The organism is Rhizobium sp. NZLR8 (assembly GCF_019685025.1).
Taxonomy (GTDB): domain Bacteria; phylum Pseudomonadota; class Alphaproteobacteria; order Rhizobiales; family Rhizobiaceae; genus Rhizobium.
Genome location: NZ_JABDVY010000002.1, coordinates 247,494 through 262,499 on the forward strand (window position 1 = coordinate 247,494; position 15,006 = coordinate 262,499).

The 15,006-nt window shown below is 61.1% G+C and carries 15 protein-coding genes; 6 read left to right on the top strand and 9 right to left on the bottom strand.

Going from position 1 to position 15,006, the window contains the following annotated elements:
* Window positions 1–2 precede the first annotated feature (2 nt).
* From HJB89_RS05240 to mctP, 5 genes are all read left to right on the top strand, one after another.
* Window positions 3–467, top strand: a complete 465-nt coding sequence (locus HJB89_RS05240; protein ID WP_164013069.1) for an Lrp/AsnC family transcriptional regulator — start codon at window positions 3–5, stop codon at window positions 465–467.
* A gap of 170 nt (window positions 468–637) precedes the next feature.
* The gene (locus tag HJB89_RS05245; RefSeq protein ID WP_221149138.1) at window positions 638–2,023 is read left to right on the top strand and encodes a cache domain-containing protein; all 1,386 of its coding nucleotides are present in this window, start codon (window positions 638–640) and stop codon (window positions 2,021–2,023) included.
* Complete coding sequence (locus tag HJB89_RS05250; RefSeq protein ID WP_207584996.1) at window positions 2,020–2,691, top strand: response regulator transcription factor; 672 nt, start codon at window positions 2,020–2,022, stop codon at window positions 2,689–2,691. The genes HJB89_RS05245 and HJB89_RS05250 overlap by 4 nt, the downstream gene beginning before the upstream one ends.
* A gap of 247 nt (window positions 2,692–2,938) precedes the next feature.
* Entirely contained in the window at window positions 2,939–3,136 is a 198-nt protein-coding gene (locus tag HJB89_RS05255) for a DUF3311 domain-containing protein (protein ID WP_164012938.1), read from the top strand.
* Complete coding sequence (gene mctP / locus HJB89_RS05260) at window positions 3,126–4,601, top strand: monocarboxylate uptake permease MctP (protein ID WP_221114913.1); 1,476 nt, start codon at window positions 3,126–3,128, stop codon at window positions 4,599–4,601. Before HJB89_RS05255 ends, mctP begins: the two co-directional genes overlap by 11 nt.
* 80 nt (window positions 4,602–4,681) lie before the next feature.
* Here mctP and HJB89_RS05265 read toward each other — a convergent pair whose 3' ends face one another.
* The 9 genes from HJB89_RS05265 to HJB89_RS05305 all read right to left on the bottom strand — a co-directional run bounded on the left by HJB89_RS05265 (window position 4,682) and on the right by HJB89_RS05305 (window position 13,924).
* Entirely contained in the window at window positions 4,682–6,667 is a 1,986-nt protein-coding gene (locus HJB89_RS05265) for a methyl-accepting chemotaxis protein (protein ID WP_207584994.1), read from the bottom strand.
* Window positions 6,668–7,089: 422 nt separating this feature from the next.
* Window positions 7,090–7,314: a hypothetical protein gene (locus HJB89_RS05270; protein ID WP_207584993.1), complete on the bottom strand. Its 225-nt coding sequence runs from the start codon at window positions 7,312–7,314 to the stop codon at window positions 7,090–7,092.
* Between the two features lie 160 nt (window positions 7,315–7,474).
* Window positions 7,475–7,813 carry a hypothetical protein gene (locus HJB89_RS05275; RefSeq protein ID WP_207584992.1) on the bottom strand — a complete coding sequence of 113 codons (339 nt, stop codon included), beginning with the start codon at window positions 7,811–7,813 and terminating at the stop codon, window positions 7,475–7,477.
* A gap of 89 nt (window positions 7,814–7,902) precedes the next feature.
* Window positions 7,903–9,000 (bottom strand): substrate-binding domain-containing protein, encoded by a 1,098-nt coding sequence (locus HJB89_RS05280; protein ID WP_207584991.1) that lies wholly within the window; start codon window positions 8,998–9,000, stop codon window positions 7,903–7,905.
* Window positions 9,001–9,051: 51 nt separating this feature from the next.
* On the bottom strand, window positions 9,052–10,092 hold the full coding sequence (locus tag HJB89_RS05285; protein WP_164012916.1) for an ABC transporter permease: 1,041 nt from the start codon (window positions 10,090–10,092) through the stop codon (window positions 9,052–9,054).
* 18 nt (window positions 10,093–10,110) lie between these two features.
* Window positions 10,111–11,607 carry a sugar ABC transporter ATP-binding protein gene (locus tag HJB89_RS05290; RefSeq protein WP_207584990.1) on the bottom strand — a complete coding sequence of 499 codons (1,497 nt, stop codon included), beginning with the start codon at window positions 11,605–11,607 and terminating at the stop codon, window positions 10,111–10,113.
* Window positions 11,608–11,708: 101 nt separating this feature from the next.
* The gene (locus tag HJB89_RS05295) at window positions 11,709–12,602 is read right to left on the bottom strand and encodes an NAD(P)-dependent oxidoreductase (protein ID WP_207584989.1); all 894 of its coding nucleotides are present in this window, start codon (window positions 12,600–12,602) and stop codon (window positions 11,709–11,711) included.
* Window positions 12,592–13,146 carry a gluconokinase gene (locus HJB89_RS05300; RefSeq protein WP_207584988.1) on the bottom strand — a complete coding sequence of 185 codons (555 nt, stop codon included), beginning with the start codon at window positions 13,144–13,146 and terminating at the stop codon, window positions 12,592–12,594. The genes HJB89_RS05295 and HJB89_RS05300 overlap by 11 nt, the downstream gene beginning before the upstream one ends.
* 13 nt (window positions 13,147–13,159) lie before the next feature.
* Window positions 13,160–13,924 (bottom strand): SDR family oxidoreductase, encoded by a 765-nt coding sequence (locus tag HJB89_RS05305; protein ID WP_207584987.1) that lies wholly within the window; start codon window positions 13,922–13,924, stop codon window positions 13,160–13,162.
* Window positions 13,925–14,059: 135 nt separating this feature from the next.
* On the opposite strand from HJB89_RS05305, the gene HJB89_RS05310 reads away from it, so the two are divergent.
* Complete coding sequence (locus HJB89_RS05310) at window positions 14,060–15,001, top strand: 2-hydroxyacid dehydrogenase (RefSeq protein WP_221114916.1); 942 nt, start codon at window positions 14,060–14,062, stop codon at window positions 14,999–15,001.
* Window positions 15,002–15,006: the final 5 nt, after the last annotated feature.

Here is a 15,006-nt window from a genome sequence, read left to right on the forward strand (position 1 = left end):
TGATGGAACAGCTGGATCGTTTTGACCGTGACATTCTCGACATCGTTCAGCGTGACTGCCAGCTGAAGGCCGAAACGATTGCCGAACGGATCGGGTTGTCGGTCTCGGCCGTGCAGCGACGGTTGAAGCGGTTGCGCGAGGAAGGGATCATCAAGGCGGAGGTCGCCGTCGTCGACCGGAAGGCGACGGGAACATCGATGGTGTTCATCGTCGGGATGGAGATCGAGCGGGACAATTACGACGCACTGGCGAAGTTCCGCCTTTGGGCGGAGAAGCAGGATCATATCCAACAGGTCTATTACGTCACCGGCGCGGTCGATCTGATCGCCATCATTACCGCCCGCGACGTCGAGCACTATGACGACATCGCGGCTCTGATCATGGCGGAAAACGCGCAGATCCGCCGCATGCACACCAATGTCGTGCTGCGCGACGTCAAACTCGGCCTGTTCGTGCCCCTAGAATAGCGCCTAGAGCATGATGCCGAAAAGTGTGAGCGGTTTTCGGACGACATCATGCTCTAACTCTTTAATTCAGAACCGACATTGATCCGGTCGCGCGGCAAGCGCGACAAGCCGCTGGACTCACATTCGCCAAAGGGCATAATTCCGGCCGCAAATCCCGGGAGGAACGACCCTTGACGTTACGACACCAGATCATCGCGTTGGCGATCGTCCCGCTCGTCATCTCGATCCTTGCGATCACCACCTTTATCACCTGGCAATCGGCAAATCTCGCCAAGAACAGCATCGACACGTTCGAGCAGAACATGCTGAAGACCAAGGAAGCCGAGATCCTCAATCTGACCAACCTTGCGCTGTCGGCCATCCAGACGATCTATGACAAGGCCGGGGCCGACGACGAGGCCGCCAAGGAGCAGGTGGCCGCGATCCTGACCTCGCTCGACTACGGCAAGGATGGATATTTCTTCGTCTACGACTATGACGGCAACAATATCGTCCACCCGCGCCAGAGCTTCCGGCATGGGCACAATTGGCTCGATCTCACCGATCCGGATGGCGACAAGGTCATCGCCGAACTGATCGCCACCGCGCGAGCGGGCGGCGGCCTGCATCAGTACAAATGGCAAAAGCCATCGACCGGACAGATCGCCGACAAACTCTCCTTCGTCGTCAGTCTCGACAAGTGGCGCTGGGTCGTCGGCACCGGCGTCTATCTCGATGACGTCTTTGCCCAGAGTGCCGCCGCCAACAAGGTGATGCGCGTCAACATAAGACGGACCTTCGTCATCGTCGCGCTGATCGCCGTGCCTTCGGTGCTCGTCGTGTTCACCACCTGCATGCTGCTGACCTTCCACGAGCGCCGCATGGCCGATAGCCGGCTCAAGGCGCTGACGCAGCGGGTCATCGACACCCAGGAAGAAGAGCGCGCGCGGCTTGCCCGCGAACTACATGACGGCATTTCCCAAAATCTCGTCGGCGTGCGCTATGCGATGGATCTCGCCGGCCGCAAGGTCAGGACCAATGTCGACGATGCGGCGCTGACCATCGACCGCGGCGTCGAGGCGCTGAACGGCGCCATCAAGGAGATCAGGCGGCTCTCGCACGACCTGCGCCCACGCGTGCTCGACGACCTCGGCCTGAAGGCGGCGCTTGAGGCGCTCTGCTACAATTTCGCCGAGCGGACAGGAATCGAGACGGAAATCGACGCTTCCGCGTTCACCGACAGGCTGAAAGCCGAAGCCAACACCGCACTTTATCGCGTCGCACAGGAAGCATTCAACAATGTCGAGCGCCATGCGGGCGCCTCCCGGCTTACGGTCAAGCTCTGGAGCGACGGCGGCCGCGCCCGCATGACCATCTCCGACAACGGCACCGGCTTCGACGGCAGCAAGGACGGCGCCTCAGGCAGAGCGGGACTCGGCCTGCGCAACATGCAGGAGCGGATGGCACATTTCCGCGGTCTGTTGTTGATCAACAGCAGCGAGGCCGGCACGACGCTGACGGCCATGATGCCGAGATCGGCCAATCTTGCCGCCGGCAAGAAGGCGGAAGCCGCATGACGGCACGCCCGAAAATCAAGGTGCTGCTGATCGACAACCATCCGCTGGTGCTGGACGGGCTGAAAGCCGTGCTCGACACATTCGACCATATCGAAGTCGCCGGCACCGCCGGCTTGGCTCAAACCGGGCTCGACATCGCCCTGCAGGTTCAGCCGCAGGTGGTGCTGATGGATATCAACATGCCGAAGCTCAGCGGCATCGATGCGATCGAATTGTTCAGGAACGAACTTCCGCAAACTCGCGTCGTGATGCTCTCCATGCATGACAGCCGCGAGTATATTTCCTCGTCGGTCATGCATGGCGCCGCCGGCTACGTCCTCAAAGACGTCTCGACCGACGAGATCGTCGCAGCTATCGAAACCGTCGCCGGCGGCGGCACCTATTTCTCCTCCGGCGTCTTCGATGCGCTGATGGGCGAACGCGCGGAGGAGGGGAGCGATCCCTTGACGCCGCGTGAGCGCGACACTCTCGGGCTGATCGTTGCAGGCAGGAGCAACCGCGAGATCGCGGAAGTGCTGGGGATAAGCTCCGCCACGGCCGAAACACATCGCAAGAACCTCAAGAAAAAGCTCGGCATCGCAACGACAGCAGGTCTCATCCGCTATGCGCTCGACCACGGCATCGTCCCGAAAGTCGGCGTGGATCCGCGCCTACCCACTTCTGGGTAGAGCCCGGCACTTCAGCTCCTCGCCCATCTTGTGAGGATAAATCCGACGCCCTAGGACTCCATTCGCCGCTAGCCAAGTGCAAGCCGCTGGGAGGAATTCACATGCGTTACATCAGCTTCCGAACGTCCGGAAAAGCTCGAGCGACCCGAACAGGGCCTGCTGCCACCGCCGGCTGACAGACCTGCCTTCCACGCCGACAACTGGAACATGGCGACCGCCGCCCGCGGCGCCTGAAAGGTATTCCGACATGGAAAAACCACGTAGCAAGGCAGCGCTCTGGCTGCTGATCATTCCGTATATAGGCCTGCTCTGGCCGGCATTTTACAATGTCCGCGAGCCGTCCCTTTTCGGCTTTCCGTTCTTCTACTGGTATCAGCTTCTCTGGGTGCCGATCACCGCGACGCTGACCTGGATCGCTTATCGGAGCACCCGCCATGACGACTGATATCAACGGCCAGGCGCTTGCCGTCTTCATCTTCTTCTTCGTCCTCGTCACGGTCATGGGCTTCGTCGCCAGCCGCTGGCGCAAGCCCGAGACGCTCGCCCATATCGATGAATGGGGCCTCGGCGGCCGCAACTTCGGCACCTGGATCACCTGGTTCCTCGTCGGCGGCGATTTCTATACCGCCTATACGGTGATCGCCGTCCCGGCGCTGGTCTATACGGTCGGCGCCTACGGCTTCTTCGCGCTGCCCTACACCATCGTCGTCTACCCCTTCGTCTTCATGGTCATGCCGGTTCTGTGGAAACGCGCCAAAGAGTTCGGTTATGTGACGGCTGCCGACGTCGTCCACGGCCAATACGGATCGCGCGGCCTCGAACTCGCCGTCGCGGCAACGGGCGTCATCGCCACCATGCCCTACATCGCCCTCCAGCTCGTCGGTATGACTGCGGTCCTGAAGGCGCTCGGGCTGCATGGCGAATTGCCGCTCGCGATCGCCTTCATCGTGCTGGCGCTCTATACCTATTCGGCGGGTCTGCGCGCGCCGGCCCTGATCGCCTTTGTCAAGGACATCATGATCTACATCGTGGTGATCGCAGCCGTCGCACTGATCCCGTCGAAGCTCGGCGGCTACGCCAATGTCTTCGCCTCGGCCGATGCGGCCTTCCAGGCCAAGGGCTCCGGCAACCTGCTGCTCGGCGGCAATCAATATGTCGCCTATGCCACGCTGGCGCTGGGTTCGGCGCTTGCCGCCTTCATGTATCCGCATACGCTGACAGGCATCTTCGCCTCCAACAGCGGCAAGACGATCCGCAAGAACGCGATCATGCTGCCCGCCTATACGCTGCTGCTCGGTCTTCTGGCACTGCTCGGCTATATGGGTCATGCCGCCAATCTGAAGCTCGACAGTGCCAATGATGTCGTTCCGACCCTGTTCAAGACGCTGTTTTCGGGCTGGTTCTCCGGCTTCGCCTTTGCGGCGATCGCCATCGGCGCGCTGGTGCCGGCGGCGGTGATGAGCATTGGTGCCGCCAATCTCTTCACCCGCAACTTCTGGAAAGCCTATGTCGATCCGAAGGTCAGCGATGCGGGAGAGGCGAAGGTCGCAAAGATCACCTCGTTGGTGGTGAAGGTCGGTGCGCTGCTCGTCATCATCTTCCTGCCGACGCAGTTCGCACTCGACCTGCAGCTGCTCGGCGGCATCTGGATCCTGCAGACACTTCCGGCCCTGGTCTTCGGCCTTTACACCAACTGGTTTCGAGCACCCGCTCTGCTGGCCGGTTGGTTCGTCGGCTTCTGCGGCGGCACCTTCCTGGTCTGGGATGCCGGTTGGAAACCGCTGCATATGATCAGCCTCGGCGGCGAGCCCTTCACCGTCTACACGGGACTGCTGGCGCTTGCGGCAAACATCGCGGTCGCAGTCGTGCTCAATGCCCTGCTTCCGGCCAAGGTTCCGGCCCGGGCGTGAGACCAATCAAAGCAAAGGGCGGCACACGCCGCCCTTTGCAATTTGCTATCCAGCAGAAGCTGACCGGAAATCAGTCCGATTTAAAACTCTTCCCAATCGCCGGCCAATGCTGCGTTCCCCTGGGCCGCATTTCCCTGGCCCGCGCTTCGCTGAAACGACCTGCCTACCTTGGCAATCATCTGGCGCGCCGGCGAGGACACCGGCTGAGCATGTTGTGCCGCGGCAGCGGGCTGCGTTGAGCGCTTCGATACCACCGCGCCCCCGATGCTGAACTGGCCTAGGAGCTGGAACAGCGCGTCGGCTTCCTTGGCGAGGTTATGGGCGGCGGCCGTCGCTTCTTCCACCATGGCTGCGTTCTGCTGCGTGCCCTGATCCATCCTGTTGACAGCGGTGTTGATCTCCTTCAGACCCGTTGCCTGCTCTTGCGAAGCGCCGACAATAGCGCCGACATTGCCGTCGACCTGCTGCACTTGTGCGACGATCTCTTGCAAGGCTTTTCCGGTCTCGCCGACCAAGGCGACGCCGTTTTTCACGTGGCCGTTCGACGCGTTGATCAGCTCTTTGATTTCCTTTGCAGCCTTGGCGGAACGTTGCGCCAATTCGCGCACCTCCTGGGCAACGACGGCAAAACCCTTGCCTGCTTCACCGGCGCGGGCGGCTTCGACACCGGCATTCAACGCAAGCAGGTTGGTCTGGAAGGCGATTTCATCGATGACACCGATGATGCTTCCGATTTCAGTAGCGGAGGATTCGATCTTGCCCATCGCGTCGACCGCACCCCGGACGACGCTGCCCGAACGCTCCGCGCTGTCCTTCGTCTTGCGAACGAGCTGCCCTGCTTCCTGGGCCTTGTTGCTCGAGTCGGCGACAGTGGTGGTGATTTCCTCGAGCGCAGCAGCGGTTTCCTCAACGGATGCGGCCTGCTGTTCGGTCCGCTTGGCGAGATCATCCGACGAAGATCGGATCTCCTGTGCGCCGGCGGCGATCGCACTTGCGTTCTGAGCAACCTTCTGCATGGCGGCGCGGAGCTTTTCGACAGCGGTATTGAAGTCGGCTCTGAGCTTTTCCAGAGACGGGATGAACGGCGTGTCGATCTGCTGTGTGAGGTCGCCGTCGGCCAGCGCCTGCAATGCATCGCCAAGCTGGCCGACAGCCCGGTCGGTCTGCTCGGCAAGAGTGCGGCGTTCATCGGCATCCTGTTCGAGCCGATGCCGTTCTGCGACAGCCCGCTTGGCTTCCGTGTCAGCTTCCCGTTCGGCCTTTGTCGAAATGGCGTCACGCAAGCCGGCCACAGCGCGCGCAAGCTTGCCGATCTCATCACCTCGCGCTTCGAGGCGACGATCGCCGTCGAGATTGCCCTCCGCCATCGCTTTCAACGAAAGCTGCAATTTTGCCAGCGGGCCGACGATCGTACGCGCGGTAATCGCAGCCGCAATGATCGAAAGAAGAGCCGCGATACCCAACGCCGTCAGCACGATCGGCTTGAAGCCGCTTGCCGTGCTGCGAACCTCGCCACCAATCGATTTGTTCAGTGCTTCCTGATAATCGATGAATTTGTTGATGGCGCCCAGCCAGGAAATGAAGGCCGGTCTTGCCTGTTCGAGCAGGATCTTGCGGGCCGCGTCGCCATCGCCCTTTTCCTGCAGCGCAATGATCTGAGCGACCAAAGGATTGGTTTTCGCCTGTATGTCGGCGATGTCGCCCAGAATGGTCTTTTCCTGATCCGTCGCACCTGCCGGAGATGCAACCATATCCGCCATGCGCTTTTCATTCTCGGCGTAGGTGGCGGCCAGCTTTTCGATCAATGCCTCGGCCGCTTTGCGTTCATCGGCAGAGGTCACCAGAGTGACGTCGCGAATGGCAATCGCCCGATCGTGCACGCTGCCGCGATAGTTGATGGCAAACCGCTGCTTGACGCTGTTGACGTCGTTGATCGTTCCAAGGTTGCTGTTGATCTCATCGACCTGTACCGCCGAGTAGATGCTCAGGCCGGCCATCAGCACAATCAGGAAGCTGAAGCCAAGAGCGAGACGCATCGCGATCCCGAAACTTTTAATAGTATCCATTGCCACGCTCCATCGTGTTGGCGAGGTTTGTCAAAGGTGTCTATGACCAGGATCTGTGCCCGAATGCGTCCGCCGTGCACCACTGCGCGCGTCGCGCCTAAAGCGGGGCGAGCGTCAGCGTAACAACGTCGATTCATGCGAGATTTCGGTATACCTGGCCGGCCATCATGGCGTAGGTGACGATCCTCAGAACGTCGCTCCGATACCCTTAAAAATAGGGGGAGATATTTTAGAGAGTGTAAACGAAGCCGGCAGGGCGTCATATTGCTGCGCTTTTTGACTATTTTGTCGCATTTTTCGTCTTAAACGGCTCGACGTCCGCGCGGAAAACCTACACCAAGTTGTTGGTTTGAAGTGACGCACATCTCCTGTTGCAAACGGACGGTTTGAATCCACTTGCCAAGAGCCAAGCATTGATCTGCCTAGGCGTAGTCGATGTTCAGCGATGCAATCGGCATGAATTGCAGCTTCTGCGCCGCGTTGCTGGGCGACACTGGACAGGAAGGCTGTCTGACGATCCGGATGGGCGGCGAGGAATTCCTGCTGTTGTTTCCCGGGCGAGTGCCGGGGACACCTTTGCCGATGTCGAGCGGCTGCGGACCACGAATGGCCAAGGTGACCCCGAAGCTTGAAGTCACCTGTTCCATCGGCCGACTGCCTGGGGGCGGCGCTGCATATGGCGGACGCCAACCTTTATATCGCCAGGAATTCCGGCCGCAATCGATGAGTTGCGACGGCGACCTGACGCAGTCATCAAGACCATCACCCGGAAAACATGCGTTGCTTGCCGAAATCGATGCGCCGATCTCAGGCGGTATGCGGCGAGTATTCGTTGGCCTGGAAGACGTGATGATGCACCTTGCCGGTGAAGAGCTGGAGGAGTTCGCCGGTGACCTCGCGGCTCTCGAAGCGCACATCGGAGCGAAGCGCTGCGTTCACTGCATCCATATCCGGGTAACGAATGGCCAAGGCCATGGCATAGACCGGGGCGCCTTCGTCGCGCTCCATCCCGTCCAGCACCCGGACTTCCTCGGCGCCCGGAAATTTCGTCCAGAGCGGGACGAGCCGCTGTTTCACGAAGTCGCGGAATTCCTCTTCCCGACCGGGATGGATTTCACCTTCAAATAAAGCATAACGAATAATCATAGCTTCTCTTTTCCAAAACTCGCCGGAGCTGGATCGATGGGGATGCGAGGAAGTGAGGGCGTATCGACCGATACGCCCTGATCGGAGGCTTATTTGCCCCAGACTTTCTTGTATTGATCGCGATAGCCGTTATCGGGATCGAAGCTGTTCTTCGGTCCGCCGTCGAACTCGACGTTGGCGCTGGTCACCACATGCAGTGGCGACACGTAACCCGACCACGGAACGCCCGCAAAGGCGCGGTTAAGCTCGTCGACGAGCTGCCAGCCCTGGAGGTTGAGCGGCTCGGCGACCGTGACGGCCTGAAACTGCTTGGCGCGGATACGTTGATAGGCGCTCTCCGAACCATCGCCTGCTGCAACGTTCACCGGTTTTCCGTCGCCGGCAATGCCGGCTGAAGCGAGCGAAGGCCCCATGAAGTCGTAATAGAGGTCGTTGATCGCCAGAGAATGCGTCCACTTGGCGCCATACTTCTGCAGCAGCGACGTGGTCAATTGCGGCATGCGCTGAGAGGTTTCGGCAATCGGCGTGTCGACATATTCGAGCACCGTGCCGCCGAGATCCTCGATCTCCTTCTTCATGCGGTCGGCCTTGGCGATCGCGATCGCATAGGTGGAGTCGGTAAAGATGATGACGCCAGGCTTGCCGCCTGCGTCGACGAAGGCCCAATCGGCCGCAGACTTCGATACTTCCATCGCATCGGTCGTCACGTTAGCGAAGACGCCGACTTCGGGAACGGGGCCGACAGCCGAGGCGGCGTGCCAGGAAACCATTGGAATACCGGCCGCCTTGGCCGCTTCCATCGCCGGCTTCTGCTCGACCGCGTCGAAGCCGTTGATGATGATGCCATCCGGCTTCAGGGCCATCGCCTGGCCGAACGCCGCGGTCCGCCCGCCGATCGAACCGGCGCCGTCAAGCGCCTTGACCGTCCACCCCAGCGCGCCCGCCGCTTCCTGAACGCCATTGACCACGCCGAGAATGCCGCCATTCTTCATGTCGCCGGCCAGAATGACGATGTTCTTTCCGCTGGCGCCCTTGGGGCCGCTCGTCGGGCCATCCCAGGCGCTTACCTTGGAAGCATACTTGTCCACCACCGCCTTGGCGTCGGCCATCGAATCCGCCAATGCCGGCATGCTGAGCATAACGGCGACGGTTGCGACCGTTGCCTGCAATAATGTTCTGCGCTTCATGTCCACTCCTCCATTTTGTTTGTTGTAAGATGCCGGGATGAGCCGGCATCCTCATTTGGATGCGGGTGTGATCCTCCTCACAGCTCCGCGCTTGCGCTGGGCATACCCTGCTATGCCGATCGCAATCAGCAGGGTTACGCCGTTGAACAGCGGCTCGACGAAGAACGACCCGCCGAATTGCTGAATTCCGGATATGCCGACCGCCAGAATGATGACGCCGATCAAAGTGCCCCAGACGTTCACCCGCCCCGGCTTGATCGTCGTCGATCCGAGAAATGCGCCGACAAGCGCCGGTAGCAGATATTCGAGGCCGACGCTGGCCTGGCCGATGCGCAGCTTCGAGGCGAGAAGGACCCCGGTCAGCGCTGCCAGCAGGCCTGAGGTGACGAATGCGCCGATCACGAATTTGCGGACCGGAATGCCATTGAGGGCTGCCGCCTTGGGATTGGCGCCGATGGCGTAGAGATAGCGGCCGATCGGCAGGTATTCGAGCACGACCCACATGCAGATGGCGATCAGCAGCACGTAGAAGCCGGTGATCGGCAGGCCGAACAGCATGGTGCCATTCAGCGCATAGAAACCCTCCGGCAAGACGCCGACCACCTGCCGCCCGCCGGTGTGCCAGAGGGCAAGCGCGTAGAGAACCGTTCCCGTACCGAGCGTGGCGATGAAGCTGTCGATCTTTGCGACTTCGACCAACAGCCCGTTGATGAAGCCGGTGAGGACGCCGAGCGCCAGAACGATGATCACGGCGACCGGCCAGGGCAGGCCATAAGCGGTCTGCAGGCTGATGGCGAGAATATGCCAGAGCACGATGCCGTAGCCAACGGTCAGATCGATGCGGCCCGATGCCATCGGGATCATCGCGGCGAGCGACAGAAGCGCGATGATTGCCTTGTCTGAGACAATCGAGCGAACGTTCAGCACGGTGGGGAACGTATCCGGCAGAAGGATCGAGAAGATCACGATCAGGCCGACGGTCAGGATCACCAGCCCGTAGACCGGGATCAGGCGTCCGATCTTCTGGCCTGTGGACAGGCCGGCCATTTCGCTCTTGGTTGGCTCCAGCGCGGTGGATTCAATGGATTGCATGGCTGTTCTCCCGATGGCTCAAGCCGCTTCCGACGCGGAGGCGGCGGTGATGACCGCCTCCGTCGTGAGGGCGCTTCCAGTCAGTTCGCTGACGATTTTGCCGCGCGAGAAGACCAGCGCGCGGTGGCATATATGGGCGATTTCCTCGAAATCGGTCGAGACGACGACAACCGCGAGACCCGCCTCGAGCGCCTGGGTGATCAGACGGTAGATCTCGGCACGCGCGCCGATGTCGACGCCGGCGGTCGGATCTTCCGCGACCAGCAGCTTGCGGCCGGTCGCCAGCCAGCGACCGACGACCACCTTCTGCTGGTTGCCGCCCGACAGGGCCTCGACCGGCAGATCCGGATCGTTCGGCCGCAGGCCGACGGTGTGGCCGATCGCATGGGCAAGGTCGGCTTCGCCGCGCGGCGACAGGAAGGACAAAAGCCCGCGGCCGACGGCGCCTGGATTGAGATAGGTATTTTCCCGGATGGAAAGCGACAGAGCAACGGATTCTTCCGTCCGGTCACGGGCAATCAATCCGATCCCCGACGCCATGGCCCGTCGCGGGCTCGAAAGATCCGGGGCCTCGTCATGCAGCAGAACCGTGCCGTTGAAGGGCTCGCAACCGAACAGCGCCCGGCCGATCCGTTCCTGGCCGGCGCCACGCAATCCGGCCAGGCCGAGCAGCTCACCTTCGCGGATATCGAAGGATATCGGGCTCGTGCCGGCACAGATGAGGTCACGAACCTTGACGATCGCCTTGCCGGGCGTAATCGCGGCCTTGGAAAAGAGACTATCGCCGCTGCGACCGATGATCATCGTCACCAGCTCGTCGGGCGCCGTTTCGCTGACCGGCTTCTGTCCGACCATGCATCCGTCACGCAGAACGGCGACCCGATCGGCAATACGGAAAATCTCGTCGAGCCTGTGGGAGACATAGATCATGCCGACGCCGCGATCCTTTAGAGGACGGATCGCATTGAACAGCCGGTCGACTTCATCGGCGGGCAGGCTCGCCGTCGGCTCGTCGAGCACCAGAACGTCAGCTTCGACGGCAAGTGCGCGAGCGATGGCGACAAGCGATTTTTCGGTGCGCGACAACGTCGAGACCCGCGTGGTGGGGTCAAAATCGCAGCCAACCAGTTTCAGGGCTTCCTTGGCGCGCGCTTGCGTCCTGTTCCAATCGATCAGGCCGCGGCGCATCGAGAAGCCCTGCGACAGGCCCATATTCTCGCCGACCGTCATCCACTCGATCAAACCGAGATCCTGGTGGATGAAGGCAACCGGCTGCCGCTCGTTCGGCTTCGGGGGGCGATGGTGGTAGCTCTCGCCGCGGAAAAGGATGTCGCCGCTATCTGGCTTGTAGATGCCGGCGAGCGTCTTGATGAGCGTCGATTTGCCGGCGCCGTTTTCTCCGAGCAGCGCGAGAATTTCTCCCTCGCGCAAATCGATCGAGACATCACGCAGCGCTTGCGTGCCGCCGAAGCTCTTGGTGATCGATTGGAACTCCAGCAGTCTCCTGGCTTCCACTGTGGCTCCTCCCAAAGCTGCGGTTGTCATTGGCTGTATGTTATCGATAACATTTGCTGATGGTCAAGCGGAAAGATGACAATCTCGAATAAAGATTGGCGTCAGCCGGGCTGAAGCCCGTCGAGAAGGCGCATCATTTCGGCGGAGTCCTTCGGCCCGAGCCCGGCGGCGCAGAGCAGTCGGTGGATTTCGACTACCGCGCCGGTCATCGGCAAGGGCGTCTTTGTCTTCAGCGCAAAGGCCTGCAGCGAATCCAGGTCCTTCAGCATGTTGTCGATCCTGCCGGTCGGTGAGAAATCCCGGGCGGCGAATTTTGCCATGAATTCCTGCATGATCCGATTGTCCGCCCGACCGCCGGCAAGAGCTGCCGGGATGGCTGAGGGATCGACGCCGCCGGCTTCGGCAAGCTTGACGGCTTCAGCGACGGCCTGAAACAGCACGGCGCAAAACAGCTGGTTGATCAGCTTCGTGGTCTGCCCGGCGCCGGATCCGCCCATCAGCGTGTAATTGGCGGCAAGATGCCGCATCACCACGCGCGCCCGTTCGAAATCCTCAGGGCTGCCGCCGGCCATGATCGTCAGGCGCCCGCTCAGCGCACCGGGCACGCCGCCGGAAAGCGGGCAATCCACCCATGCCATGCCCGTTTCCCGGCGCAGTCGCATCGCCATGTCCGCGGTCTCGGCGGGATCGATGGAGGACATGTCGATCAGCAGCTTGTCGGCGCTCGCCGCCGCTGCAACGCCCTTCTCGCCGAAGACGACGGCACGCACGATGTTCGCATGATTGAGGCTGAGCACGCAGAATTCCGACGCCGCGACCGCATCTTGCACGGAACTCGCCGCGTGGGCGCCCTTGGCTGCTAATGCCGCAACTTTTTCGGCATCCAGGTCAAAGACCGATACTTTGTGGCCGGTTTCGATCAGTCGGCTGACGATCGCCGTTCCCATGATGCCCGCGCCGATGACGGCGACATCTGCTCTATAGTCACACTGCATGAAACCCTCCCTTGACAGCCACGCCGCTCAGCCCTTTGCAAGCCAGCGCCACAATATCGTCCAACACATTATCGATCGGCACCGTCACCACGTGAGGTTCACCGGCCGGCGGCTCCAGCGCCTGCAGTTGGCTGTCAAGCAAGGACGCCGGCATGAAATGACCCTTGCGGGCCTGCATCCGCGACAGCAATAGATCGCGAGACCCTTCCAGGAAAACGAAGGCCAGACGCCCGCTTGCCGCCTGCCGCAGCCTGTCCCGATAGGCTTTCTTCAGCGCCGAACACGAGATCACCAATCCCTGCGACGCGCCTTGCGCAGTGGTTATTTCCTCACCAATCCGGTCGAGCCAGGGCAGCCGGTCGGCGTCGGTGAGCGGGGTGCCCTCAGCCATTTTCGCGACATTTCCGACGGGGTGGAGTTGATCGCCCTCGACAAATCGCATGCCGTATTCAGCGGCGATGCGCTCTCCAACCGAGGATTTGCCGCAGCCGCTTACGCCCATGACAACGACGGCAAGAGGCGGTGCCTTTCTTTCGAAGTCCATTGTCTCGTCTCTGTCAGAGGCAGGTCGTGATGCCGCCGTCGACATAAAGCGTGTGGCCGTTGATGAAGGACGAACCGCCGCCCGACAGGAAAACGGCAGCGCCGACCAGTTCCTCGACATTGCCCCACCGTCCGGCCGGCGTCCGCTTCTCGAGCCAAGACGAGAATTCGGGGTTGTCGACGAGCGCCTGGTTGAGCGGCGTCTTGAAATAACCTGGCGCAATCGCGTTGATCTGCAGGCCGTACTTGGCCCAGTCGGCGCACATGCCGCGCGTCAGATTGCGCACCGCGCCCTTGGTTGCCGTATAAGGAGCAATGCCGGGGCGGGCGAGTTCGCTTTGAACCGAGGCGATGTTGATAATCTTGCCCTTGCCGCGGGCGATCATGGCTTTGGCGGCTGCCTGGCCGACGTAAAACACGCTCGAAATATTGGTGGTCAACAGCAGTTCCCATTTGTCCGCCGGAAAATCTTCCAGCGGGCTTCGAAACTGCATGCCGGCATTGTTGATCAGGATGTCGAGCGACCCGATATCGGCTTCGACCGCGTCAATGCCCTGTTTGGCCGCATCCTTGCTGGTCACGTCGAAGATCGCCGCATGGGCAGACAGGCCCTGAGCCTTGAGGCTCTCGACTGCGCGCTTGACGCTTTCGGGCGTGCGGCCGTTGATGATGACCTCGGCGCCGTGTTGGGCCAGGCCTTCCGCCAGGGCATAGCCGATCCCCTGGCTCGAGCCGGTGATCAGGGCAAGCCGTCCGGTCAGATCAAACAGGTTCTTCATGCAAATAACTCCTCCAGTGTCGCTGCGAATGACCGCTTATACCGCCGCTCGCGGTGAAACTCACTTGACATCCCGCCTTCGAATTATATGTTATCGATAACATAATCAACTGTCAAAATGCCGGATGGAGACGGAATGCCTGAGGTAGAAATCTTGATGACCGGAGCCTATCCGGAGTGGGACATGGTGGATCTGGAGGCGAAGTATCGCGTCCATCGCCTGTGGGAAGCGGCAGACCGGCAAGAACTGATCGTAAGGGTCGGCAGGGATATTCGCGCCATCGCGACGCGTGGTGAACTCGGCGCCTCCGCCGAGCTGATGAAGCAACTGCCGAAGCTGGAGATCGTCTCCTGTTACGGCGTCGGCACCGACGCGATCGACCTGTCCTTTTCCCGCGCCAATGGCATTCGCGTGACCAATACCCCCGATGTGCTCACCGAAGATGTCGCCGACATCGCCATCGGGCTGCTGCTTGCCACGGCGAGACAGGTTCCGCAGGCCGACGTTTTCGTCCGCTCCGGCCAATGGGGCAGTGTCGCCATGCCGCTGGTGACGCGCGTCTCCGGCAAGAAGGTCGGGATCATCGGCATGGGCCGGATCGGCCAGGCAATCGCCAGAAGGGCTGCCGGTTTCGGCTGCGACATCGCCTATTTCACTCGCCACGAGCACACGGATGTCGCCTATGCCTACCAGCCGGACCTGGTGGCGCTTGCCGATTGGGCCGATTTTCTGATCGTCATCGTTCCGGGAGGGGAGGCGACTGTGAAGATCATCGACGCCGATGTGCTTAAAGCCCTCGGCCCCAACGGCATTTTGATCAATGTTTCGCGCGGGACGACCGTCGACGAAGAGGCGCTGATCGCCGCACTGCAAGACCGTAGCATTCAGGCTGCAGGCCTCGATGTCTTCCTGAACGAACCCAAGATCGATGCGCGTTTCCTGACGCTCAAAAACGTTGTGTTGCAGCCCCATCATGGCTCCGGTACCGTCGAGACACGCAAGGCAATGGGCCAACTGGTCAGAGACAATCTCGCTGCGCATTTTGCCGGTCGCCCACTTCCAACTCCCGTCGTGTAAGGATT